The following is a 22676-nucleotide window of genomic DNA, read 5'->3' as shown; positions in this document are numbered from 1 at the left end:
GCGGGCTGCGCCTATGCGGGCAGTCCGACGGCGCGTTCGCCGGTGCGGCGCTGCTGGATCACCACGGCGGCCACGAGCAGCGCGCCCTGCGCGACGTTCTGCCAGAACGTGTTGATGCCCTGGACGGTCAGCCCGTTCTCCAACGCGCCGAGCAGGGCGACGGCGAGCAGCGTGCCGCCGATGCCGCCCTTGCCGCCCTTGAGGGCGCAGCCGCCGAGCGCGGCCGCTGTGATGGCCTTGAGTTCCAGGCCTTCGCTGCCGGAGACGGGCTGGCCTGAGCCGGTGCGGGCGGTCAGCAGGATGCCGGCGACGGCGGCGACGACGCCGATGAGTGCGTAGACGGCGACCAGGTACTTGTTGATGGAGATGCCGGCCAGCCGGGCGGCGGTGTCGTTGCCGCCGATCGCGTAGAGGTTACGGCCGATGTCGGTGTACTTGAGCAGCACGTGCACGCCGAGCGCGACGACGATCAGGATCCAGATCATCACCGGGAGACCGGCGATCTTGCCGCGGCCGAGGAAGACGAAGAAGGGGTCGTTGAGGACATAGCCCTGTGCCCGGCCGTCGGACACCAGTTGTGCGATGCCCTTGTACGCGGCCAGGCCGGCGAGGGTGGCGATGGTCGGATTGACCCGTCCGTAGACGATGACCACGCCGTTGACGATCCCGACGGCGACACCGACGCCGATGGCCGCGCCCATGCCGAGGTAGGGGTTGGAGGCGGTGGAGGTGAACGCCATCGCGCTGACCACCGACGCCAGACCCGCCTGGGAGCCGACCGAGATGTCCAGGCCACCGCAGATGATCACGATGGTCTGCACGACGGCCAGCAAGCCGGTGATCGTCGCGGCCTCGCCGATGACCTGGATGTTGTTCCAGCTCAGGTAGTTGTCGTTGAGAACGCCGAACAGCGCGAGGACGGCGACGAGGGCGACGATGAGGCTGAGGTTCTGGCCGCCGACGACGGCGATCGGCGAGCGCTTGCGGCCGGCTGTCACGGTCACTTCGTCCGTCTTCGCGGGGGCGCCCGGTGTGGTGGTGGTCATCGAAGGCCTCCATCGGCGGGGTCGGTACGTGGCCGGTCGGGTACGGCGGTTGTGGCGGCGGTCAGGTCGTCTGTCATGGCGAGGTTGAGGATGGCTTCCTCGGTGGCTTCGGCGCGGTCGAGTTCTCCGGTGATGCGGCCGTTCTGCATGACGGCGATCCGGTCGGCGAGGCCGAGGACCTCGGGCAGTTCGGAGGAGATCACCAGCAGGGCCACGCCCTGGCGTGCGAGGTCGGCGATGATCCGGTAGATCTCCGCTTTGGCGCCGATGTCGATGCCGCGGGTCGGCTCGTCGAGGATCAGCACCTTGGGCCTGCGGATCAGCCAGCGGGCCAGGACCACCTTCTGCTGGTTGCCGCCGGAGAGCTTGCCGATCTCCTGCTCGATCGAGGGGGTGCGCACCCGCAGCCGGTCAGTGAACTCCTGGGCCACGGCCCGCTCATCACGGCGCTTGACGAAGCGCAGGCGGCGCAGCCGTTCCAGGCTCACCAGCGAGGTGTTGTCGCGGATGGATCGCTGGAGGAACAGGGCCTGCGCCTTGCGCTCCTCCGGAGCGAGGCCGATGCCCGCCCTGATGGCGTCCTTGGGGGTGCGCAGGTTCAGGGGCTTGCCGTTCAGGCGGATCTCCCCGGAACGGATCGGCAGGTCACCGGCGATGGCGCGAGCCAGTTCGGAGCGCCCGGCGCCGATCAGGCCGGCGAGGGCGACGACCTCTCCGGCGCGGATGGTGAGGTCGATGCCGGTGACGTCGTCGGTGGTGACACCGTCCAGTGCGAGGACGACCTCGTCGCCTGCCACATCCTGCCGGACGAAGAGGGTGGAGAGGTCACGTCCGACCATGAGGCGGACCACCTCGCCCTCGCTGATGTCGGCTGCCTCCAGAACGCCGGCGACCGTGCCGTCCCGTAGAACCGCGACGCGATCGGCGAGGCGGAAGATCTCCTTCATGCGGTGGGAGACGTAGATGATGGCGATGCCCTGCGCCCGCAGCCGTCCGATCAGCGTGAACAGCGCCTCGACCTCGTGCTCGGCGAGCGAGGAGGTGGGTTCGTCGAAGGCGATGACCTTCGCCTCGCCGATCAGGGCGCGCAGGATCTCCACCATCTGCCGCTGGGCGGCGGTCAGGCGCGAGCCGAGCTCGTCGGGGTCGATGACCTTGTCGAAGCCGAGCCTGGCGAGGTCGGTGGCGATGCGGCGGTGCAGTTCGGCCCGGTCCAGGCGGCGCCAGGCGTTGCGCGGGAGCGAACCGACGTAGACATTCTCGGCGACCGAGACGTGCGGGATGATCTCCGGTTCCTGCGGGATGATGCGGACGCCGGCCTTGCGGGCGTCGTGCGGGGAGCCGAACGCGACGGGTCGGCCGTCGAGCAGGATGCGGCCCTGCGTGGGCTGGTGGTCCCCGGTGAGGATCTTCAGCAGGGTGGACTTGCCCGCGCCGTTCTCGCCCATGAGGGCGGTGACGCGACCCGGGCGGAACTCGAGGGACACGCCGCCGAGGGCCTGGACAGCACCGAAGCGCTTGGCGACGTCCTGGACGGCGATGCCGGTGCCGGAGCGGGAAGCGAAGTGGTCGGGCACTGGCGGTTCGGTGTCGGATGTGGTCATGGTGGCCTCGCGTGCTGGAGAGCGGTGTGCGGGTCGGCACTGCCGGGCGCTGGCTGGTGAGGTGCCGATGTGGCGGCGGGCCAGGGCCGCCGCCGACGGCCGTCAGGCGAGTCGGCCCTGCGGAGTCAGCTGCAGGTGACCCCGGCGGCCTGCCAGTTGGAGTCGTCGACCATCTTGGTCGGGGCGAAGGCCTCCTTCGGCAGGGCCTTGCCGATCTTGAGGTTGTCATACATGGTCTGGACCGCCAGGGCGCCGACGTCGCGGCCGTTGATGAACAGCGCGGCTTTCATGCCGGACGGCTTGCCGGAGCCCCAGTTCTTGCAGGCCAGGTAGGCGCCGAGGCCGACGCCGATGACGTCGTCGGCGTCGAAGCCGGCGTTCTCCAGCGCGGTGACGCCACCCTGGACGTTCTCGTCGTTGCAGCCCCAGACCACCCAGTGCTTGACGCCCGGGTTGGCGGTGATCGTGGCGGAGATCTTGTCCTGGGCGCCGGTGGGGGTGTTGTCGGTCGGGACGTCGATGTTCTTCACACCGGTGCCGCCGCCCGCCGCGAAGGCGTCCTCGGCAGCCTTCACGCGGTCGGAGCAGACCGTGACGTCCTGCTTCCACGCGGAGATCGTGGCGGTCTCGGCGCTCTTCCAGCCGGCCTTCTTGAACTCCTCGGCGGCGCGCTTGCCGACCTCGCCACCCATCTGGGCGCCGCTGAAGCCGATGCGCGGCACAAGATTGGCGACGGGGCAGGCGGACGGGTCCGGGCCGGTGGTGCAGATCTGGTCGTCGGAGGTGATCAACGCCATTTTGGCGTCCTGGGCGGTCCTGGCGACCTGCGGCCCGACGGCCGGGTCCGGCACAACGACGATCAGGCCGTTGCTCTTCTGCGCGATGGCCGCCTGAACCTCGCTGACGGTCTTGTTGGCGTCGTTGCCGAGGTTGACGACCTTCAGGCCGATGCCGAGTTCGTCGGCCTTGGCCCTGGCTCCGGTGGCCTCGCTGATGAAGTACTCCTGGTCGCCCTGCTTCTGCAGGTACGTCAGGGTGAGCGGGCCGTCGATCTTGCCCGTGGCGCCGCCGGCGTTCGTGGTCTCCTGCCCGCTGGAACAGGCTGCGAGAGCGAGCATCGCGGCCAGGCCGAGAGCGACAGCAGGCCGAGGGCTTCCCTTTGTGGACATGTCATTTCCCCTTGCTAGGGCGGGCCACCACACGCCGGACGGGTGAGGTACCCGAGTTGTCACGAAGCGCTCCTCGCCGCGGACAGGCGAGGGAGGAGTGTGGTCGGCGATCCTCAAGACGAAATCACCAGACCAAGACATTTTCAGACGCAATACGACACATGAAACAACCGCTTCCGCCACGAGTCAACAAGGTGACGGGAAGATTTCTGATGAAAGAACTGCGGCGCCAACGAACCGACTGATCGCCCGAGACCGGCCGCGGAGCGCCTGTGCGTGTGCGCTGACGTTCGACACCCCCGGGACCCGCTGCCGATCCACCTCACGTACGAGCAGGACGCCCCCGTCGCGACCCTCCGCCCACGACGACCAGGTGCGACACCGCCATCCCTGCGGAACCTGACGACGGCGCCGGGCCGCGGCACGGTACGGACGGTTCCGGCGACGGGGAACCCGCGCCTGGCCTCCTGTGCCCGCGGACGAAGAGGGCCGCGCAACGGACCTGCGCGGCCGCGCAGAGGCCGCCTGCAGGACGCGACGTTCCCTGCGGCGCCCGGGGAGGCACACAAAAACCCAAATAAACGGACTTTAAACGCGAAGCCCCCTTGACATCCCCCCATAACCGCACTTTCATGTGGTTGAAGAGGTTTGATTTTGATGATTCTCGTGCAATTGATCAAAGCGATTCATCACGATCAAACAAGATCTCATCAAGCGGATACAGCTCGTACGGCTCACCGTCGAGCGATGCCTGGGGTGACGGTGTCGTCGCACCGGTCGCGCCGGGAGCCGCGAGGGGCCATCGCCTTCTGTAGGAGGGAGGAATCATGTGCCGGCACCAGCCTCAGTGCCCTCCGGCCGATGCACGCGATCGCGAGGCGGCACTGCTCGTCGCCTTCCACCCCGAGCAGGGGTGGTGGTTGCTCTGCAACGGTGTGGTGATCTTCGACGACACCGGAGAGCTTCTGCCCGATGGGCGCAGCGTCCCCGCCCGTCGCGCTCTCTGCGAGCGTGCGACATGAACCCGCTCCAGGGCGTGGCGGACGAGTGTCCGAGCTCACCGCTCTTCCCTGCAGATTCCGCGTACTGCCCGCCGGCCCTGGAGACAGACCGCCGCGCGCGCCCTTGGCACCGGTTCAGTCGCGCCCTCTGGCGCCTCGCGGGACCGGCCGCGCAATCCATCGGCCAGACAGCCTCATGGCGGCTGCCGCGCAGACCGACCTCTGTGCGCAGAGCCCGGCACCTGGCACGAGGCCGCATGGCCGCCTGGCGACTCGACTCCGACTGCGTGGTCATCGAGTTGCTGGTCAGCGAGCTGGTCACCAACGCGCTGCAACACACGGAGGGGACCATCCGGCTCGCTCTGTGCTTCGAGGACGGTCTGCTCCGCTGCGAGGTCGAGGACACAGAAGCCGACACGGCCTCCCTTCGACCGGGCCCCGCCCGCGAGTACGACGAGAGTGGGCGCGGGCTCCATCTGGTCGAAGAGCTGGCCTGCTGCTGGGGCAGCGCCCGCACCGCGCGTGGCAAGGCCGTCTGGTTCGAGCTGTCCGTGCGCCCCGTTCATGCGGCAGCCTAGCCGCACCCCTTCCAGCACCTCTGGCGCGTCGATTCCGGCCTCTCGACCGAATCCGCCGGTCCTCGAGACCGGATCAGTCGCCTCGTCACCGCGGTGCGGTGGCCGTGCTGCGTCGGACCACCAGCCGGGTCGGGACGAGATCGGTGCCGGGCTCAGAGCCGCAGCCTTCGCGGATCTGGCGCAGCACCCGTTGCACGCATCTCCTGCCCACCTCCGCGAAGTCCTGGTGGACGGTGGTCAGAGGCGGGACGAAGTAGGCGGCGTCGGGGATGTCGTCGAAGCCCACCACGCTGATCTCGTCGGGGACCGCCCGGCCGCGTTCGTGGAAGGCGCGCAGCAGGCCGAGGGCCGTCTGGTCGTTGGCGGCGAACACCGCGGTGCAACCTGGTTCGTCGGCGAGCCGGAGACCGGCGCTGTATCCGGATTCGGCCGACCAGTCCCCGTGCAGTGGCGGGGGGACCGGCCGGCCCGCCGCCTCGAGCGCGTCGCGCCAGGCCTGGGCGCGGCGCTGGCCCGCGTAGGAGGCCCGTGGCCCCGTCACGTGCCAGACGGTCCTGTGCCCCAGGTCGAGCAGGTGGTGGACGGCCCGGCGCGCCCCGTCGGCCTGGTCGGTGTCGACGACGGGGTAGCGCTCTCCCGCGTCGGAGTCCACGACGACGACGTGCACTCCGGGCGGCAGGGTGACGGTCCCCGCGTCGAGCAGGTGGATCTCCATGATGACGATGACCGCGTCGACGGCCAGCTCGCCCATGCGGGTGAATGCCCCCAGGACGTTGTCCTGGGTCGGCACGTCGATGGGGATCAGCGTGATGGCGTAACCCTCGGTCGCGGCGTGGGCGGCGATCGCCTCCACCGTGCGGCTGTTTCCGGTCGACGCCAGGCTGAAGAGGATGACCCCGATGGTGTTGAACTGGCCGTACCGCAGAGCGCGGGCGGCGCTGTTGGGCCGGTAGCCCAGCTCCCGCATCGCCGCGAGCACCTGCTCGCGGGTGGATCCGATCACGCCCGGGTGACCGTTCGAGACCCGGGAGACCGTCTGCGCCGAGACGCCCGCCAGCTTGGCGACGTCAGCCATGGAGACGCGCTGTTTACGGCGGCCGCCGGGGATGCCCGACCCTCCCCGTTGGACGCCGCCCGCAGGAGGCGTTCCCGGCTGCTCCCGATCGACCCGATCCATTGCTCTCCTCGCGTCCGCTTCGGCATCGTCACACCAGGCGCCGTGCGACGAGCTTGTTACCTGGGGGGAACTCTTGACGCACTGTGTGGCCGATGCCACGATACCGCAATAAGTTTACGTAAACATCACTCAATGGTGATGACCTGCAACTCTGTGCAATCGTCTTCTCGGGTTCACGACAAGATCGATGTTTACGTAAACACAGGTACTTCGAAGGGAGGAGGAAAGGTGGTCGCAACGCCGCAGGCGAGCACATCGGCTGCCTGGAAGGCGGCGCCCCGGGGGCCGCGCTCGTGGACGGGCTGGCGGTTCGTCGGACCCTTCATGGCGGTGTTCGCGCTCGTCTTCCTGGCCCCGATCGCGTACTCGATCTACCTGAGCCTGTTTCGCACCCAGCTGATCGGCGGAACCGTCTTCGTCGGCCTCGACAACTACCTCAAGGCGCTGGGCGATCCGCAGTTGTGGGCGGCCTTCGGCCGGGTGGCGCTCTTCCTGGTCGTGCAGGTGCCGATCATGTTGTTCCTGTCACTGCTGATGGCCCTGGCCATCGACAGCGGCCGGCTGTACGGGGCGAGCTTCTTCCGCATCTCGGTCTTTCTGCCCTATGCCGTGCCCGCGGTGGTCGCGACCCTGATGTGGGGCTTCATGTACGGAACCCAGTTCGGCCTCATCGCCGACGTCAACGAGATGCTGGCCCTGTCGCTGCCGGACCCGCTGTCGCCCGAACTGGTCCTCGCCTCCATCGGCAACATCGTGACCTGGGAGTTCGTCGGCTACAACATGCTGATCTTCTACTCGGCGCTGCGGGTGGTCAATCCGTCCCTCTACGAGGCCGCAGAGATGGACGGCGCCAGCCAGCTCCGCATCGTCTGGGCGATCAAACTGCCCGCCCTGCGCGGAGCACTGATGATCGCCACGATCTTCTCGATCATCGGCAGCTTCCAGCTCTTCAACGAGCCCAGCATCCTCAAGAGCCTGGCGCCGAACGCGATCACGACCTCCTTCACTCCGAACCTCTACGCCTACTCGCTGTCCTTCGCCGGCCAGCAGTTCAACTACTCGGCGACCGTCGCCATCGTCATGGGCCTGATCACGATGATCATCGCCTACGTCGTCCAGCTTCGCGGCGCGCGGAAGGGACTGTGAGCATGACCGCCACCACCCCGGCAACCGCCCGCGAGCCTCGCACTCCCGCTCGCGCGGGCGCCTCGGCAGGCCCGCTGGTGATCCGGCGCGGCCACCGGCGCCCGCCACGGCGAAGTCGCCGCAGCGTCACGCTGACCGTCATGAGCGCGATCATGCTGGTGTACACGCTGCTCCCGCTCGTCTGGCTGGCGATCAACGCCACCAAGACGCAACAGGGGCTGCTCCGCTCGTTCGGCCTGTGGTTCGACGCGGACTTCGCCCTGTTCCGCAATCTCGCCGACACCTTCACCTACGACGACGGCGTCTTCACCCGCTGGCTGCTCAACACCCTGCTCTATGTGGTCGTCGGCGCGGGCGGCGCGACACTGCTCGCGACGGTCGCCGGCTACGGCCTGGCCAAGTTCGACTTCCCCGGCAAGAAGGCGGTGTTCGCGATCGTCATCGGGGCGGTCGCGGTGCCCGGAACCGCGCTGGCCGTCCCGACGTTCCTGATGTTCTCCACCATGGGACTGACGAACACCCCGTGGGCGATCATCATCCCGTCGCTGGTCTCGCCGTTCGGCCTCTACCTCATGTGGACGTACGCCACCGACGCCGTGCCCGACGAGATCCTCGAGTCGGCGCGCGTGGACGGGGCTCGCGAGTTCCAGACGTTCTTCCGCATCAGCCTGCCGCTGCTGGCGCCAGGCGTCGTCACGGTGCTGCTGTTCACCGTCGTCGCGACCTGGAACAACTACTTCCTGCCGCTGATCATGCTGAGGGACCCGGACTGGTATCCGCTCACGCTGGGCCTCGACAGCTGGAACGACCAGGCGTCCACCGCCGGGGGCGAGGCGATCTTCAACCTCGTCATCACCGGCTCGCTGCTCACCATCCTTCCGCTGATCGCCGCGTTCCTGCTGCTCCAGCGGTACTGGCAGTCGGGCCTGACCGCCGGAAGCGTCAAGGAGTAGGGCGACGCCGGACCGTACTGCCGATCAGTTCCAGGAACACCCAGGAAAGAGACACCATGAACACAACCCGCCGCCACGCCCTCCTGCTGGGGGCCGCACTGTCGGTATCGCTGGTCGCCACCGCCTGCGGCTCCTCCGGCCAGGGTGGCACCGACGCCGCCGCTACCCAGAGCGCGGCCATGTCCGACACCGACCTGCAGGCCGCGCTGGACGCCGGTGGCACCATCACGGTCTCGGCCTGGGAGCCGACGCTGAAGCAGGTGGTCAGCGGCTTCCAGGCCAAGTACCCGAAGGTGAAGGTCAATCTGGTCAACGCCGGCACCAACAAGGACCAGTACACCGCGCTGCAGAACGCGATCAAGGCCGGATCGGGTGTCCCCGACGTCGCTCAGATCGAGTACTACGCCCTGCCGCAGTTCGCGCTCAGCAAGTCGGTGGCCGACCTGAGGGCCTTCGGCGCCGACAAGCTCGACGGCACCTTCACCCCCGGCCCGTGGAACTCCGTCCGATCGGGCGACGGCGTCTACGGCCTGCCGATGGACTCCGGCCCCATGGCCCTGTTCTACAACAAGGATGTCTTCGACAAGCACAAGATCGCCGTGCCGGCCACCTGGGAGGAGTACATCGCCGCGGCCAGGAAGCTGCACGCCGCCGACCCCAAGGCGTACATCACCAACGACACCGGCGACGCCGGCTTCACCACCAGCATGATCTGGCAGGCCGGCGGCAAGCCTTACCAGGTCGACGGAGCCAAGGTCGGCGTCGACTTCACCGACCCCGGCACGCGGAAGTTCGCCACCGCCTGGCAGCAGCTCGTCAGCGAGAAGCTCGTCGCGCCGATCACCCCCTGGAGCGACGCCTGGTACAAGGGACTCGGTGACGGCACCCTCGCCACCCTCGTGATCGGCGCCTGGATGCCGGCCAACCTCGAATCCGGAGTCAAGGCCGGATCCGGCAAGTGGCGGGTCGCGCCCATGCCGCAGTGGGAGGCCGGCGGCGCGGCCAGCGCGGAGAACGGCGGCAGCTCGCTCGCGATCCCCGAGCCCAGCACCAACAAGGCGCTCGCCTACGCCTTCCTGAAGTACGCCAACGTCGACGAGGGCGTGCAGACCCGTGTGGACGGCGGCGCGTTCCCCGCCACCTCCGCGCACCTCGACGCCCCCGCCTTCCAGGACAAGAAGTTCCCGTACTTCGGCGGGCAGCAGGTCAACCAGATCCTCGCCCAGTCAGCCGGCCAGGTCGTAGACGGCTGGTCGTACCTGCCGTTCCAGGTCTACGCCAACAGCGTCTTCAACGACACGGTCGGCAAGGCGTACGTAGGCGGCACCACTCTCCAGGACGGCCTGAAGGCATGGCAGGACGCCTCCCTCACCTACGCCAAGGACCAGGGCTTCAGCGTCCAGTGAACGGCCACGGCCGGGTCCTGCCACCTGTTCGCCGGTGGCAGGACCCGTGACCCGCGCCCGCACCCCGGCCGCACCGTCAGCCGGCCGCCCATGTCGCCCGAGGCCTGGCTCCTACGGCGCGCCCGCAAGCCACCACTGGCTGCGACCCACTGTGCCGAAACGAGGAAACACATGCCTGCGCACAGCGACCAGAGCCGTCTGGGCCTCTCCGGAACCACCTATGACTAGGATGTTCCGCCGCGGAGCTGGAATCACGACGCGGGCGTCCTGACCGTCGATGCCGCGCCGCGTACCGACATCTTTCGCAGCCCGTTCGGCTGGTCCACCGCCGTCAACGCCGCCAGGGCACTCACCCACTCCCCCGACCGGCGACTGGCAGCTACAGGCCCGTCTGCGGGTCGACTTCCGCGCCGACTGGGACGCCGCCGCCCTCCTGGTCTGGGCGGATGACAACACCTGGGCCAAGGTCAACTATGAGCTCGCGCCCGGCGGGGTGCCCACCATCTTCTCCGTCATCACCCGCAACGGCCGTTCTGACGACGCGATCGGGCCGGTCGCCGGCGACCGGCTTCGCTGGCCTTCGGAGAGCTCGCGCGGGCGACTGGCCTTCGGCGCCGATTACAACCCGAGCAGTGGTTCAGGAAGGTGTGGGAAGACCTGGCGGGTGAGGTGCTCCAGGCTCCCTGCCTTGCCGCGGACCTCACCCTGGCCCCCGCCAGGTGTGCGTCCTGCGCCGGCCGCACGAGCCGGCGCCCACCGCCTGACGAACAGGGCACGCCGAATCGTTGCCGGCGCCGGCACACGGATCAAGAAGGGCCGAAGCTGCGGCGGACCGTGCGGCGACGCACAGCGAGCACGGTCCGCTCCCGGCTCGGCTGGGCCGGCGGCGGCCGGCCGCCCGCAAGCATTTCGCCTAGCGCCCGGCTTCCTGTCCTTCGAGCGCGTCCATGACCTGGGCTCCTTCGCGTGCCGCCTCGCCCGGCGACAGTTCACTCAGGGCGTGCCGCAGAGTGACCTCGGCGGCGTCGATGGCCGCCCTGGCGGTGATCACGTGCGTGTGCGCGCGGTCAAGATGACCGAGCCCAATACAGTCGAAAGCGACCTGCGCGTCGTGCAGGGCGAGCTGCAGCTGCCGGGTGGATTCATCGAGACCCATCGCATGTCCTCCTGATTTATGGACGAAGTGTGACACGTAGCCCCACCGCCTGCTCAGTTATTATGAGGCGGCAGTCGGGTTTTCTGCGGGTGATTTGACGGGAGACAAAAGCGCCCTATCGGGCCGCTACTTTCGTGAATGTCATAGCTGCCTTTTCAGGCTGATACGGCTAAAGGGCCGCCAAAAACCTCGAGCCGCCTGTTGCTCGACCGCCAGCCGTACCCAAAATCGCCCGCATAAGCTGTTTCGTGCCTGCCCGTGTGCAGCTCGCTAGGACGCATGCCCCTGGCGCTACCCCTTCCCACGGCAGGTATGCCAGGCGAGGCCCGATCTTCGGGAAGTTCGCCCTCGTCACGGCGCGAAAACGCGGGGATGTCCGGTACGACGTCGCCTTCATAACGCTCCCCTTCGATGAGCCACCACCGCGCGCTGAAGATCAGGCCGCCAACTCGAGGGCGCCAAGAACTCGGCCGCGCCCGCGCCAGATCGGCTCCGACAGCGGAGGTGGGCGACGGTGTTCCCCCGCCGCACCGCCACCACACTCCTGTATGTCACCCAGAACCAGCCCCAGACGGACGGACATGAAGGACGTGAGGTAGCTCCGGGAGCGCCGTCACCACCGTCTCGGAGTAACGACGACGTGGTAAGCGCTTTCCCTCCCCTGCCTCCAGACGACCTCGGTTTCAGCGACTCCGGGCGGGCCTGGGACATCCCGGTGGCCTGCGGCCGTTTTCGTGACCCGGACGCCGCCGACGAGGGAAGTGACCGCACCCGTATCGGGACCGTCGCCCGGGCCCGAACGCGAAGCTCAGCGAACGCCGTAAACGGCGCTTCAGCCACCCACCCCAGCTCGTTTTGACAAATTGGCGAAATATGTCAAGCTGACAATCGTGAGTACCGCAGACCAAGTACGCGAACGGACGATCCTCGATGCGACGGCGAAGCTGCTGCTACGGATCGGCTACAACAAGCTGACGATGGGGGACGTGGCCGAGGCCGTAACCCTCCACCGCGGGCTGGTGTACCTGGTCTTCAAGAGCAAGGACGAGCTGGTCGAGGCGGTGGTGCACGACGAGCTGAGCCGCTACGCCGACGCCTGGCGCGAGCACCTGGAGGCCGACCCTCGGGCCGGCGATGTGGCGAGCGTCTACCGGGCCATGGTGGGGGCCCTGAAGACGCTGCCGCTGGCGGCCGCCATCGTCGCCCGAGCCGAGGACGTCTTCGGCAAGTACCTGCGCAAGCGAGGGAGCGTCTTCGAGCGGCTGCCGGAGATCAGCAGGAGCCGCGATTTCCTGCGCGCGATGCAGGAGGCGGGAGCCGTCCATCGCGACGTCGACGTGCGGGCGGTGGCCTACATCCTCGACGCCCTGACGCCGGCCATCCGGCGCGCGTTCCAGGAACTGGACAACGGTGACGGTCCGTCCTCGGCCGCGGTGCTGGCGGTGCTGGAGGAGATGATCGAATGCGCCGTGCCCCCTGCCGAAGGCGCCGATCTCGCCGCAGGCAAGGCGATCCTCCTCAACCTGCTCACGGGTGCCAGATCCGAGTTCAACGAAGCGGAATAGAGATCTTCCCGCACGTGGCGAGGATCCCCTCGCCGCGTACCGACATGGAGGTTCGATCATGAAGGTAGTCCTCGTCACCGGGGCGTCGTCAGGGATCGGCAAGGCCACCGCACTGGAACTGCTGCGCGCCGGGCACATCGTGTACGGCGCGGCCCGCCGTACCGGACACATGACGCCGATCCGCGCGGCCGGCGGGCGGGTCCTCCCACTCGACATGCGCAGACCAGAGGATCTGGAGCGCGTCATCGACACCATCGCGGCCGAGCAGGGCCGGATCGACGTCCTGATCAACAACGCGGGCACCGTGCTGCACGGTGCCGCCGAGGACGTCCCCCTGGACATGGCCCGCGACCAGTTCGAGGTCAACGTCTTCGCCCCGGCCAGGCTGGTCCAGCTGGCCCTGCCGTACATGCGCGAGAAGGGGTCGGGCACGATCGTCAACGTTTCGTCCATCGGCGGCGAGATCGCGCTGCCGCTCGGCTGCTGGTACTACGCGACCAAGCACGCGCTGGAGGCCTACTCCGACACGCTGCGCCTGGAAGTCCAGCCGTTCGGCATCGACGTGGTGATCATCCAGCCCGGCATCATCAAGACCGAGTTCGAAGACCACACCGCGCAGGACCTGCGGGAGATCTCCGGCGGCACCGCCTACGGCGCGATGGCCGAGGCGATGGCGCGCAAGAGCGAGACGCAACTCGGCGCGGACAGTCCGGCTTCGGATCCCGACGTCGTGGCCGCGGTCATCCGCGAGGCTGTCGAGGCAGGCAGGCCGGAGGCTCGGTACGCCGTCGGTTATATGGCCGACAAGCTGCTGGAGCTCAACCGGACCCTGCCTGACCGCGAGTGGGACAAGCTCGCCATGAATGCCACAAGCTGAAACGCGGGTGGTGGGCGGTCGCCGCACTGGTCGTCTTCGGCATCAGCTCGCTGGTCGCTGCCTCGCCACCTCCACCGGCGTGTTCATCGCCGTGCGCGCGGTACTCGGCGTGGGTCCGCACGCAGCCGATCACGTCAAGAGGATCCACTTCGGCGGTCTGGTGCTGTCGAGCACCGCGCTGGTCTCCCTGGCCTACGGCCTCATCGACCGGATCCTCCCTCGTCGACCAAAAGGGGCGGACGGGCATCCCGTCCGCCCCTGAGGTCATCCTTATGCGAGGGCTTCGAACAGCTTGTCCGCCTCCGATATCGCCTGGCCGAGGGCGTCAGGCTCCGGTCGCAGTCGAGCCAGGATCTCATCGATGCCACGGAGCCTTCGCCGAGATCGCCGCCGAGTTCGACGTCGGCGCCCAAGACCTAGCGCCGGCGAAGCTGTCGTGGCGCCTCACATTCCAGGAGGCTGCGTCGTCGGACTCTTGAACCACAGAGACCGTCGCCAGGCGGTCAGACTTCTTGAACGGAGAAAGCGATGACTTCGAACGATTCCGAGGTTAGGGCGCTCTTGGAGAGCCGAGTCGATGTCAGCCAGAGAAAGGACATCGATCGGCTCATGTCGCACTATTCTTCCGACATCGTTTATTACGATGCTGTGGCCCCTCTCCAGTTTGTAGGAGCCGAAGCAGTTCGCCGCAACTTTGTGCGGTGGTTCGATGGATACGACGGCCCCATCAGCCTGGAAACGCGCGACCTGACCATTGCGACGAGTGGAGACGTCGCGTTCGCGCACATGCTTCACCTGGACTCCGGAACACGCACGAACGGGCTCCAGAGCGCGATCTGGGTACGATCGACCGTTTGCTGCCAACGGTCAGGCGGCAAGTGGTTGATCACGCACGAACACATCTCACTGCCGATCGACCCGGAAAACTTTCAGGCCTGGTTGGCGCCGGACATGTGAGCTGAACCTGCTCCAGCTCGGCCAGCCGGCCGCCTGGTCGACCAGCCGGCTGACCAAGCTCCCGATCTCGGGGCGGCGTCTCCGGCTCCTTGCGCGCCACCGCAGCGTCCTGCCGGTCGATCTCCGACGATGCCTCAGTCAGCGGGGCGGGCCGGCCAGGGCGAGGAATTCGCTGCGTGATCGGGCGTCGGTGCGCAGGAGTCCCAGCAGGGTTGAGGTCATGGTGGTGGTGCCGATGGCTTGGACGCCGCGCAAGGTCATGCAGGTGTGTTCGGCTTGGATCACGACGCCGACGCCCTGGGGATCCAGCTCCGTATGGAGCCAGTCGGCCACCTGTTTGGTGAGGCGCTCTTGCACCTGCGGGCGGCTGGCGAAGTGCTCCAGGACGCGGGCGAGTTTCGACAGGCCCAGGATCCGGCGTCCGGGGAGGTAGCCGATATGGGCGGTGCCGACGAACGGCAGGAGATGGTGTTCGCAGACGGATCGCAGCGGGATGTTGCGGGCGAGGACCAGTTCGTCGTATCCCTCGTCGTTGGGGAAGGTGGTCAGCGCGAACGGCCGAGGGCTGAACAGTTCGGCGTAGGCGCGGGCCATCCGGCCGGGGGTGCCGCGCGTGCTCTCGGAATCGGTGCTGATGCCGAGAGCCCGTAGGAACTGTCCGGCGGCGAGCTCGGCGGCAACCAGGTCCGTCTCCGTGGCGTCATGGACTACGTGCAGTCCGGCGTGTGCCGATTTCGGCGCGTGGGAGGCCTCGGGGGCGATATGGGCAGCGGCGGGAGGGTGCTGAGTCATGTCAGCCACCGAGGCCGAGCGCGGTGAGCAGGACCAGCACCACGGTCACGACGGCGGCCAGGCCGTGCCCCGCGAGTTCAGCCGGTACGGCTGCTCGCCGCCCGTCGGCGCGAGAGCTGTGATCACCCAGGTGATCAGTGCGGCGATGTCCATAAGGGAACTCCCCTTGGTGTGGGCGAAAGGCCGGGTGCGGATGCGCCCGACGGCGGCGATGGTCGTGATCAGCCTGTGCGTCACCAGCACGTTCAGCGTCATGTGGACGAGGGCGACGCGGAAGGCGCGGGTGCCGGTGGGGATGGCCAGCAGGTCCAGCACGCCCACCAGCGCAGCGGCCAAGGCGCCGATCACCCCCACGGCGATCAACCACATGGCTTCCCTTGGCCAGGAAGTCCGGGTCGTCCACGAGGTGGGAGGCGACGTCGAAGACGAGGCCGGCTACCCATCCCCCGATCGGCACGGTGACCAGGATGGGATGGAACGGGTGCCCGTAAGGGCCGGCGAGCATGGCGCTGACCGGCCGCTTGGCCTGCTGCTGCAGATCGCTGGTCATGATGCGCCCTCCTGGGAGTTTCACCAATCAGTATTGGACTTATTCGGAGAGGGGTCAAGCCGAGCAGGTGAAACACGAGTCCGATTGAAGTTACGACGCTCTGGATTAGCGGTACCCTCAAGGTATGAGACCTGACCCGAGTCCGGCTTCGCCTCAGCCCCGACCCTCCGCCGCTGCGGGCGTCGACGCGATCCTGGTCCTCGGAGATGATCTGCGCCGGAGGTTGTACGGCTTCGTACGGCGTGCCCGCCGACCGGTGACCCGGGAGGAGGCGGCAGGCGACGCCGGAATCTCGGCCAAACTGGCCGCCTTCCACCTGGACAAGCTCGTCGCCGGCGGGCTGCTGCGCTCCCGCTATGACAGCCCGGGCGGTGTGCGCAAGGTCGGCCGCAAGCCCAAGGTCTACGAGCCGGCCGGCACCGACATCCGCGTCAGCATCCCCGAGCGCCACCACGACGTCCTCGCGGAGATCCTCATCGACGCGGTCCTCACCGAGCAACCAGGTGAGGACGCGCGCTCCGCCGCGCTGCGCACGGCCCGCCACCGGGGCGAGGAACTGGGAGCACAAACGCGCGCCCACGCCCGTCCCGGCCGCCTGGGACCCGAACGTTCTCTCACTCTCAGCGAGACCATGCTGGAGCAGCACGGCTTCGAGCCGCACCGCCACGCCCCGACCGAGCTGCGGCTGCTCAACTGCCCCTTCCACCCCCTCGCCGCCCGATCCCCCGAGCTGGTGTGCGGGATCAACCACGCCTTTGTCGCGGGCTTCCTCACCGGACTTCAAGCTGCCGGCATCGACGCGATCCTGACCCCCCGCCCGGGCCGATGCTGCGTCGAGCTGCGCGCCGCATCCGGCGGCAACAACGCCGCCGATCCCGCCACCGACAGGGCCGGCAGCTGCGCGAGGGAGCACGGCCATGTCGAACCCGGCCGCCAGGGCTCCGAGACCGGCAAAGATCGTTGATCGAGTGATCTGAGGTCGCGATCCGGCCTCTGCTTCTGTTCACCGAGTGTGATCGTTTGGGGCGTATCGGCTCCAGGTTCCGCCCTCCGCCCGCTTCGAATGCGAATCGGGTGGTCGTCTTGTCGTGGAAGCCGAGGACCTGGGCGATGACAGGAGCAGGGGCTTGACGCACGAGTTGCCGGAGCGCCGCGGTGCGGGCGGCTTGGCCTGAGATCCCGAGGTCGCGGACCAGATCGGCGAGGCTGCGGCGATGGAGGGGCTGACCGGCTCGGCGTCCGGGGAAGAGTCATCGGGCGTCGACGTTGGAGCCGTGTTCATGTTGGTGCGCTCGGCTGTGGTCGCGGAGAAGCAGTCCAGAGAAGCAGCCCGGAGAACGGGGCGGGGACGACTGCCGGCGGGAGGAAGGCGCGCAGGGAACGATGCTCGTGAGGTTGCTGAGTGGCGTGCCGGAGGTCGACGTCGTCTTGGTTCAACGGGTCGAGAGGTCGCCGGCGCTGGGTGAGCCAGAGGAGGGACAGCAGGCCCGGCAGCCGGGCGTGGCGAAGCTGAGCGAGTCGACAGGGGCCACCGTGACAGGTATGCAAACTCTCTGACGCCGGTGACGGACACCTCACTGACACGCCATGTCACACAAAGTGTTCAGCGCGTTACGTTCGGCTGACCGTGGAGTGTTGATCTGCCCTTGCGGGTTACCACGGTGAACAGCCGCTCCTGCGGGCGCAAGGGGCGAGGGCGCCGACTCGCGCCTGGAGTGAGCGGGCGGTCGCCGCATGGCTGAGGCCGCGTCGGCGTCGGCAACACTGTCGGCGCCATCGGTGGGCCCGGGAGAGCCCGGGGCGAAGCGAAGGCGAGGTGGCGGGGTGCATCTGACTCCGCATGAACAGGAACGTCTGATGCTTCATGTGGCTGCGGACGTGGCCCGGAAGCGGAAGGAGCGGGGGGTTCTGCTCAACTACCCGGAGGCGGTCGCGCTGCTGGCCGCCTACGTTCTCGAAGGGGCCAGGGAGGGCAGATCCGTCGCCGATCTCATGGGCACCCCCGACCCGACGGTGCTCAGCCGCGATGACGTCATGGACGGCGTCCCTGAGATGATCTCCGACATCCAGATCGAAGCCACCTTCCCCGACGGCACCAAGCTGGTCACCATCCGCAACCCCCTGGCGGAGACGGGCGACAAGCCGCTCGATCATCCCGGGAAGATCGACCATCCCCAGAACGCCGAGCCCGTGGCCTTCAACGTCGGCCGTGACATCACGACCGTGTGCGTCACCAACGATGACGACCGTCCCATCCAGGTCGGCTCGCACTACCACTTCTACGAGGCCAACTCCGGCCTGAAGTTCGAACGCGCCGACGCCTACGGCAAGCGGCTGAACATCCCCGCCGGCAGCTCGGTGCGGTTCGAACCCGGCTGCCCTCTGGAGGTGGAGCTGGTACCCATCGAGGGCAAGCGCATCGTGGCGGGCCTGCGCGGCGAGGTCGGGGGGCGCCTCGATGCCTGAGCCGTCGCCTCATCGAAGGCATGCCAGGCATCAGCCGCTGACCCGCGTCGAGTACGCCGACCGGTTCGGCCCGACGGTCGGGGACCGTATCCGCCTGGCCGACACCGACCTGCGGATCGAGGTCACCGAGGACTGGTCCGGCGGTCCGGGACGCAGCGGGAACGAGGTCGTCTTCGGCGGCGGCAAGGTGATCCGTGAGTCGATGGGCCAGTCCTGTGCGCCGCGCGACGCCAAGAGGTTCGGCGCCCCCAAGCCGCCTGACACCGTCATCACCGGCGCCGTCATCCTGGACCACTGGGGCGTGGTCAAGGCCGATGTTGCGATCCGCGACGGCCGAATCGTCGCGCTGGGCAAGGCCTACAACGACGAGACCATGGGCCGGCTGCACGACGGGCACGCCACGGCCACGGACATCCTGATCGGTCCGGAGACCGAGGTCATCGCGGGCAACGGCAAGATCCTCACGGCGGGCGGGGTCGACACCCACGTGCACTTCATCTGCCCCGAGCAGATCGGCGAGGCGCTCGCCGCCGGCGTCACCACCCTGATCGGCGGTGGCACGGGGCCGGCGGAGGGCAGCACCGCCACCACCGTCACGCCCGGCTCCTGGCACGTCGGCAGGATGTTCGAGGCGCTGGACGCCTTCCCCGTCAACATCGGACTGCTCGGCAAGGGCAGCACCATGTCCACCGAATCCCTGCGCAACCAGGTGAAGGCGGGCGTCCTCGGCTTCAAGATCCACGAGGACTGGGGCGCCACCCCCGCCGTCCTGCGCCGGTGCCTGGAGGTGTGCCAGGAGACCGGCGTCCAACTCGCCCTGCACGCCGACTCGCTGAACGAGGCCGGCGCCGTCGCCGACACCATCGAGGCCATCGGCGACCACCCGATCCACGTCTTCCACGTCGAGGGCGCCGGCGGCGGCCACGCCCCCGACATGATCACCATGGTGGGCCTGCCGAACGTGCTGCCCGCCTCCACCAACCCCACCCGCCCCTTCACCGTCAACACGGTCAAGGAGCACATCGACATGGTGATGGTCTGCCATCACCTCAACCCCGAGTTGCCGGAGGATCGGGCCTTCGCCGAGTCGCGGATCCGGCCATCCACGATGGCCGCCGAGGACATCCTGCACGACCTCGGCGCCATCTCGATCATGTCGTCGGATGCCCAGGCGATGGGCCGCATCGGCGAGATGATCATGCGAACGTGGCAGACCGCGCACGTGATGAAGGCCCGGCGCGGCCCCCTGCCCGGCGACAAGGAAGGCGACAAGGCCGGTGACAAGGGGTCCGACAACCATCGCGCCCGCCGCTACGTCGCCAAATACACCATCAACCCGGCCATCGCGCACGGCATCGACCACGAGGTCGGCTCGGTCGAGGTGGGCAAGCTCGCGGACCTGGTGCTGTGGGAGCCGAAGTTCTTCGGCGTCAAGACGCACCGGGTCATCAAGGGCGGCCAGATCGCCTATGCGCAGGTCGGCGACGCCAACGCCTCCATCACCACCCCCCAGCCGGTCCTTCCCCGCGCAGTGTGGGGCTCGACCGGCCAAGCTCCTGCGGCCAACTCCGTCAACTTCGTCACCGCAGACGCTCTCAAGGCGGGCCTGCTCACCGAGCTCAAGGTGACCAAGGAATTCAAGCCGATCCGCGACACCCGCAAGGTCTTCAAGGCTGACATGCGGGAGAACAACGCCCGCCCTGACGTCCGCGTCGATCCCGACACCTTCGAGGTGGAGATCGGCGGAGCGAAGGCCAAGGACGTGGCCACGGACATCGACGGCGTGGACGTCCAGTGGGACCACTTCGCCGAAGAGCTGCCCATGGCGCAGCGGTACTTCCTGTTCTGACCGATGCCCGGCGCCGGTACCGTCAACGACAAGTGAGCCACGCCCCATGAACCGTGCCGCACTGCTCCTGCTGGCCGACGGCCGTTTCCCCGCCGGCGGGCACGCCCATTCCGGCGGGGCCGAAGCGGCCGTCACAGCAGGACGCGTCAGCGACGCGGCGAGTTTGGAGGAGTTCTGCCGCGGCCGGCTGCACACCAGCGCTCTGGTCGCGGCGGGGCTGGCCGCCGCGGCCGCCACCGGGTACGACCCGCTCCTGCTGGATCAGGCCGCAGACGCCCGCGCGCCCGCCCCCGCCCTGCGGCGCACCGCGCGCAGGCTCGGCCGGCAACTGATGCGGGTCGCCCGCGCCACCTGGCCCTCCTCCGAACTCGACGCCCTCGCCGCGGCCCGGCCGCAGGGCGCCCACCAGCCCATCGTCCTCGGCCTCACCGCCCGCTCCGCCGGCCTTACCCCGCTGGAGGCCGCGTACGCGGCGGCCTATGAGAGTGTCAGCGGCCCGGCCACCGCCACCGTCCGCCTGCTCAGGCTGGACCCCTTCGACGCCGTCGCCGTCCTCGCCCGCCTCGCCGCCGACATCGACCACGTCGCCGCGCAGGCAGCCGACGCCGCGCAGCACGTCCCCGCCGACGGCCTCGACGCGCTGCCCGCCGCCTCGGCGCCGCTGCTCGACATCACCGCCGAACAGCACGCCACCACCCCGGCACGCCTGTTCGCCTCGTGAGCACGCAGGCCTGACCGGCACCACCCGTCGACCGCATCGTCAACCCCCGGAGCCAGCCATGCACCTGCACCACAGCGACGCCTTCCCCGAGGGCCACCCCCACGGCCCCGGCGGCTCCTCCTCCGAGCGCCCCGACGGCCGCCGCCGCGCCCTGCGCATCGGCCTTGGCGGGCCGGTCGGCACCGGCAAGACCGCCACTGTCGCCGCCCTGTGCCGTGCGTTGCGCGACGAGCTGTCCATCGCCGTCGTCACCAACGACATCTACACCCGAGAAGACGCCGAATTCCTGCTCCGCGAGGCCGTCCTGCCCGCCGAGCGGATCACGGCGGTCGAGACCGGCGCCTGCCCGCACACCGCCATCCGTGACGACATCTCCGCCAATCTCGAAGCCGTCGAGGACCTGGAAGATCACCTTGGTCCGCTCGACCTGATCCTCATCGAGTCAGGCGGCGACAACCTCACCGCGACCTTCTCCAAGGGCCTGGTCGACGCGCAGATCTTCGTCATCGACGTGGCCGGCGGCGACGACATCCCCCGCAAGGGCGGCCCCGGCGTGACCGCCTCCGACCTGCTCGTCATCAACAAGACCGACCTCGCCCCCTACGTCGGCGCCGACCTTGAGGGCATGGCTCGCGACGCCGAAGTCCAGCGCGGCGACCTGCCCGTCGCCTTCACCGCTCTGAAGACCGAAGGCGGCGTCACACCCGTGGCCGACTGGGTCCGCGAGCGCCTGGCCGACTGGGCCGCGGGCCCCGCATGACCATCGCGGCCTCACCCCGCGCCCAAGCCGGACACACCGCTCCGGGCGTGCACGCCACCGCCCGGATCCGGGCGACCAGCTCCGGCAACGCCACCATCCTGCCCGTCCTCGCCGGCGACGGGCCCTTCGACCTGCGCCGCAACCGCTCCTACGGGACCGAGGCGCGGGTGTGCATCACCGGCGCCATGAGCGCCCCCCTCGGCGGCGACCGGCTCCGCATCGAAGCCACCGCCGAACAAGGCGCCCACCTGCACATCACCACCGCCGCCGCCACCATCGCCCTGCGCGGCCCCACCCCCGAGCACGCCACCTACGACGTCCGGCTGACCGTGGCAGAACAGGCGAGCCTGCACTGGCTGCCCCAGCCGCTGATTTCCACCGCACGCAGCAATCTCCGCCAGAGCTGCACCATAGACCTGGCCCCCACCGCACGACTCGTCCTACGCGAGGAACAAGTCCTCGGACGCGCAGGCGAGCCACCGGGCCGGCTGAGCACCCGCCTCACCGTCCGGCACGACGGCCACCCCCTCCTGGACCAGCAGACCCGCTACGGCCCGGACGCACCCGGCTGGAACGGCCCCGCCATCCTGGCCGGCCACCGCGCCGTCGGCCAGATCCTCATCGTCGACCCGGCCTTCGGAAGCGAGCCACCCGCCGTCCGGCTGCTCGGGGACGACCCGGCAGACGGGCAGGCCGTGCTGACCCCGCTCGCAGGCCCCGCCCTCCTGGTCACCGCCCTCGCCCCGGACAGCCTGCGGCTGCGCCGCCTCCTTGAGGCGGCCTACCCCACCGCGTGAACGCATCGCGGTATCGCGCCTGATCGGCTTTGGCCCTGCCCAGGGCAGGCAAGCCTGAGGCGGGCGCCTTGGCCGAAGTTCCCCGGACGCGATCATCCGGGGAGTT

Annotated in this window: 21 protein-coding genes and 3 pseudogenes; 16 read left to right on the top strand and 8 right to left on the bottom strand. The window is 68.8% G+C overall.

Annotated features, from left to right (window positions below):
* Positions 1–11: 11 nt before the first annotated feature.
* The 3 genes from ABFX55_RS10775 to ABFX55_RS10765 all read right to left on the bottom strand — a co-directional run bounded on the left by ABFX55_RS10775 (position 12) and on the right by ABFX55_RS10765 (position 3819).
* On the bottom strand, positions 12–1046 hold the full coding sequence (locus tag ABFX55_RS10775; RefSeq protein WP_346120045.1) for an ABC transporter permease: 1035 nt from the start codon (positions 1044–1046) through the stop codon (positions 12–14).
* Positions 1043–2650 (bottom strand): sugar ABC transporter ATP-binding protein, encoded by a 1608-nt coding sequence (locus tag ABFX55_RS10770; RefSeq protein WP_346120043.1) that lies wholly within the window; start codon positions 2648–2650, stop codon positions 1043–1045. The genes ABFX55_RS10775 and ABFX55_RS10770 overlap by 4 nt, the downstream gene beginning before the upstream one ends.
* Before the next feature lie 125 nt (positions 2651–2775).
* A complete protein-coding gene (locus ABFX55_RS10765) occupies positions 2776–3819 on the bottom strand; it encodes a substrate-binding domain-containing protein (RefSeq protein ID WP_346120042.1) in 1044 nt (347 codons plus the stop codon).
* 827 nt (positions 3820–4646) lie between these two features.
* On the opposite strand from ABFX55_RS10765, the gene ABFX55_RS10760 reads away from it, so the two are divergent.
* Both ABFX55_RS10760 and ABFX55_RS10755 read left to right on the top strand, forming a co-directional pair.
* Positions 4647–4841, top strand: coding sequence for a DUF5999 family protein (locus tag ABFX55_RS10760; protein ID WP_346120040.1), 195 nt, complete (start codon positions 4647–4649; stop codon positions 4839–4841).
* Positions 4838–5398, top strand: coding sequence for an ATP-binding protein (locus ABFX55_RS10755; protein ID WP_346120038.1), 561 nt, complete (start codon positions 4838–4840; stop codon positions 5396–5398). Before ABFX55_RS10760 ends, ABFX55_RS10755 begins: the two co-directional genes overlap by 4 nt.
* An 85-nt stretch (positions 5399–5483) precedes the next feature.
* On the opposite strand, the gene ABFX55_RS10750 is transcribed toward ABFX55_RS10755, so the two are convergent.
* Positions 5484–6575, bottom strand: coding sequence for a LacI family DNA-binding transcriptional regulator (locus ABFX55_RS10750; protein ID WP_346120037.1), 1092 nt, complete (start codon positions 6573–6575; stop codon positions 5484–5486).
* A 228-nt stretch (positions 6576–6803) separates the two neighbouring features.
* On the opposite strand from ABFX55_RS10750, the gene ABFX55_RS10745 reads away from it, so the two are divergent.
* The 4 genes and pseudogenes from ABFX55_RS10745 to ABFX55_RS49775 all read left to right on the top strand — a co-directional run.
* Positions 6804–7721 carry a carbohydrate ABC transporter permease gene (locus tag ABFX55_RS10745; RefSeq protein ID WP_346120035.1) on the top strand — a complete coding sequence of 306 codons (918 nt, stop codon included), beginning with the start codon at positions 6804–6806 and terminating at the stop codon, positions 7719–7721.
* A gap of 140 nt (positions 7722–7861) precedes the next feature.
* The gene (locus tag ABFX55_RS10740; protein ID WP_346120033.1) at positions 7862–8674 is read left to right on the top strand and encodes a carbohydrate ABC transporter permease; all 813 of its coding nucleotides are present in this window, start codon (positions 7862–7864) and stop codon (positions 8672–8674) included.
* Positions 8675–8730: 56 nt separating this feature from the next.
* Positions 8731–10080 carry an ABC transporter substrate-binding protein gene (locus ABFX55_RS10735; protein WP_346120031.1) on the top strand — a complete coding sequence of 450 codons (1350 nt, stop codon included), beginning with the start codon at positions 8731–8733 and terminating at the stop codon, positions 10078–10080.
* Between the two features lie 277 nt (positions 10081–10357).
* Positions 10358–10633: pseudogene (locus tag ABFX55_RS49775) on the top strand (DUF1349 domain-containing protein); the annotation flags it as partial.
* 360 nt (positions 10634–10993) lie between these two features.
* Here the strand turns inward: ABFX55_RS49775 and ABFX55_RS10730 are convergent.
* Positions 10994–11236, bottom strand: a complete 243-nt coding sequence (locus tag ABFX55_RS10730; protein ID WP_346120029.1) for a hypothetical protein — start codon at positions 11234–11236, stop codon at positions 10994–10996.
* A gap of 890 nt (positions 11237–12126) precedes the next feature.
* Here ABFX55_RS10730 and ABFX55_RS10725 point away from each other — a divergent pair.
* From ABFX55_RS10725 to ABFX55_RS10710, 4 genes are all read left to right on the top strand, one after another.
* Positions 12127–12801, top strand: coding sequence for a TetR/AcrR family transcriptional regulator (locus ABFX55_RS10725; protein ID WP_346120027.1), 675 nt, complete (start codon positions 12127–12129; stop codon positions 12799–12801).
* A 58-nt stretch (positions 12802–12859) separates the two neighbouring features.
* Complete coding sequence (locus tag ABFX55_RS10720) at positions 12860–13678, top strand: oxidoreductase (RefSeq protein WP_346120025.1); 819 nt, start codon at positions 12860–12862, stop codon at positions 13676–13678.
* Positions 13679–13757: 79 nt separating this feature from the next.
* Complete coding sequence (locus ABFX55_RS10715; protein ID WP_346120023.1) at positions 13758–13940, top strand: hypothetical protein; 183 nt, start codon at positions 13758–13760, stop codon at positions 13938–13940.
* Between the two features lie 266 nt (positions 13941–14206).
* Positions 14207–14635 carry a YybH family protein gene (locus ABFX55_RS10710; protein WP_346120021.1) on the top strand — a complete coding sequence of 143 codons (429 nt, stop codon included), beginning with the start codon at positions 14207–14209 and terminating at the stop codon, positions 14633–14635.
* Between the two features lie 138 nt (positions 14636–14773).
* Here ABFX55_RS10710 and folE read toward each other — a convergent pair whose 3' ends face one another.
* The 3 genes and pseudogenes from folE to ABFX55_RS49770 all read right to left on the bottom strand — a co-directional run.
* Complete coding sequence (folE, locus tag ABFX55_RS10705) at positions 14774–15427, bottom strand: GTP cyclohydrolase I (protein WP_346120019.1); 654 nt, start codon at positions 15425–15427, stop codon at positions 14774–14776.
* 45 nt (positions 15428–15472) lie between these two features.
* Positions 15473–15814 (bottom strand): annotated as a pseudogene (locus ABFX55_RS10700) (DUF2231 domain-containing protein); the annotation flags it as partial.
* A gap of 28 nt (positions 15815–15842) precedes the next feature.
* Positions 15843–15932: pseudogene (locus tag ABFX55_RS49770) on the bottom strand (hypothetical protein); the annotation flags it as partial.
* Positions 15933–16101: 169 nt separating this feature from the next.
* Between ABFX55_RS49770 and ABFX55_RS10695 the strand changes: the two are divergent.
* The 6 genes from ABFX55_RS10695 to ABFX55_RS10670 all read left to right on the top strand — a co-directional run bounded on the left by ABFX55_RS10695 (position 16102) and on the right by ABFX55_RS10670 (position 22570).
* Entirely contained in the window at positions 16102–16941 is an 840-nt protein-coding gene (locus ABFX55_RS10695; protein ID WP_346120017.1) for a helix-turn-helix transcriptional regulator, read from the top strand.
* Positions 16942–17711: 770 nt separating this feature from the next.
* Positions 17712–18443, top strand: coding sequence for an urease subunit gamma (locus tag ABFX55_RS10690; protein WP_379479245.1), 732 nt, complete (start codon positions 17712–17714; stop codon positions 18441–18443).
* Positions 18436–20292 carry an urease subunit alpha gene (locus ABFX55_RS10685; RefSeq protein WP_346120013.1) on the top strand — a complete coding sequence of 619 codons (1857 nt, stop codon included), beginning with the start codon at positions 18436–18438 and terminating at the stop codon, positions 20290–20292. The genes ABFX55_RS10690 and ABFX55_RS10685 overlap by 8 nt, the downstream gene beginning before the upstream one ends.
* Before the next feature lie 46 nt (positions 20293–20338).
* Positions 20339–21013: an urease accessory protein UreF gene (locus ABFX55_RS10680; RefSeq protein WP_346120012.1), complete on the top strand. Its 675-nt coding sequence runs from the start codon at positions 20339–20341 to the stop codon at positions 21011–21013.
* Positions 21014–21071: 58 nt separating this feature from the next.
* A complete protein-coding gene (ureG, locus tag ABFX55_RS10675) occupies positions 21072–21773 on the top strand; it encodes an urease accessory protein UreG (RefSeq protein WP_346120010.1) in 702 nt (233 codons plus the stop codon).
* On the top strand, positions 21770–22570 hold the full coding sequence (locus ABFX55_RS10670; RefSeq protein ID WP_346120008.1) for an urease accessory protein UreD: 801 nt from the start codon (positions 21770–21772) through the stop codon (positions 22568–22570). The genes ureG and ABFX55_RS10670 overlap by 4 nt, the downstream gene beginning before the upstream one ends.
* Positions 22571–22676 lie beyond the last annotated feature (106 nt).

The sequence above is a fragment of the Nonomuraea roseola genome (genome assembly GCF_039535395.1).
Classification (GTDB): Bacteria; Actinomycetota; Actinomycetes; order Streptosporangiales; family Streptosporangiaceae; genus Nonomuraea; species Nonomuraea roseola.
The sequence above is the reverse complement of the archived record's forward strand: the minus strand, read 5'-3'. Positions and strand labels throughout refer to the sequence as shown.

Bases quoted from the DNA above. Each gene is read 5' to 3' on its own strand.
- ABFX55_RS10775 (WP_346120045.1), bottom strand. From the start codon at position 1,046: ATGACCACCACCACACCGGGCGCCCCCGCGAAGACGGACGAAGTGACC.
- ABFX55_RS10770 (WP_346120043.1), bottom strand. From the start codon at position 2,650: ATGACCACATCCGACACCGAACCGCCAGTGCCCGACCACTTCGCTTCC.
- ABFX55_RS10765 (WP_346120042.1), bottom strand. From the start codon at position 3,819: ATGTCCACAAAGGGAAGCCCTCGGCCTGCTGTCGCTCTCGGCCTGGCC.
- ABFX55_RS10760 (WP_346120040.1), top strand. From the start codon at position 4,647: ATGTGCCGGCACCAGCCTCAGTGCCCTCCGGCCGATGCACGCGATCGC.
- ABFX55_RS10755 (WP_346120038.1), top strand. From the start codon at position 4,838: ATGAACCCGCTCCAGGGCGTGGCGGACGAGTGTCCGAGCTCACCGCTC.
- ABFX55_RS10750 (WP_346120037.1), bottom strand. From the start codon at position 6,575: ATGGATCGGGTCGATCGGGAGCAGCCGGGAACGCCTCCTGCGGGCGGC.
- ABFX55_RS10740 (WP_346120033.1), top strand. From the start codon at position 7,862: ATGAGCGCGATCATGCTGGTGTACACGCTGCTCCCGCTCGTCTGGCTG.
- ABFX55_RS10735 (WP_346120031.1), top strand. From the start codon at position 8,731: ATGAACACAACCCGCCGCCACGCCCTCCTGCTGGGGGCCGCACTGTCG.
- ABFX55_RS10730 (WP_346120029.1), bottom strand. From the start codon at position 11,236: ATGGGTCTCGATGAATCCACCCGGCAGCTGCAGCTCGCCCTGCACGAC.
- ABFX55_RS10720 (WP_346120025.1), top strand. From the start codon at position 12,860: ATGAAGGTAGTCCTCGTCACCGGGGCGTCGTCAGGGATCGGCAAGGCC.
- ABFX55_RS10710 (WP_346120021.1), top strand. From the start codon at position 14,207: ATGACTTCGAACGATTCCGAGGTTAGGGCGCTCTTGGAGAGCCGAGTC.
- folE (WP_346120019.1), bottom strand. From the start codon at position 15,427: ATGACTCAGCACCCTCCCGCCGCTGCCCATATCGCCCCCGAGGCCTCC.
- ABFX55_RS10695 (WP_346120017.1), top strand. From the start codon at position 16,102: ATGAGACCTGACCCGAGTCCGGCTTCGCCTCAGCCCCGACCCTCCGCC.
- ABFX55_RS10690 (WP_379479245.1), top strand. From the start codon at position 17,712: ATGGCTGAGGCCGCGTCGGCGTCGGCAACACTGTCGGCGCCATCGGTG.
- ABFX55_RS10685 (WP_346120013.1), top strand. From the start codon at position 18,436: ATGCCTGAGCCGTCGCCTCATCGAAGGCATGCCAGGCATCAGCCGCTG.
- ABFX55_RS10680 (WP_346120012.1), top strand. From the start codon at position 20,339: ATGAACCGTGCCGCACTGCTCCTGCTGGCCGACGGCCGTTTCCCCGCC.
- ureG (WP_346120010.1), top strand. From the start codon at position 21,072: ATGCACCTGCACCACAGCGACGCCTTCCCCGAGGGCCACCCCCACGGC.
- ABFX55_RS10670 (WP_346120008.1), top strand. From the start codon at position 21,770: ATGACCATCGCGGCCTCACCCCGCGCCCAAGCCGGACACACCGCTCCG.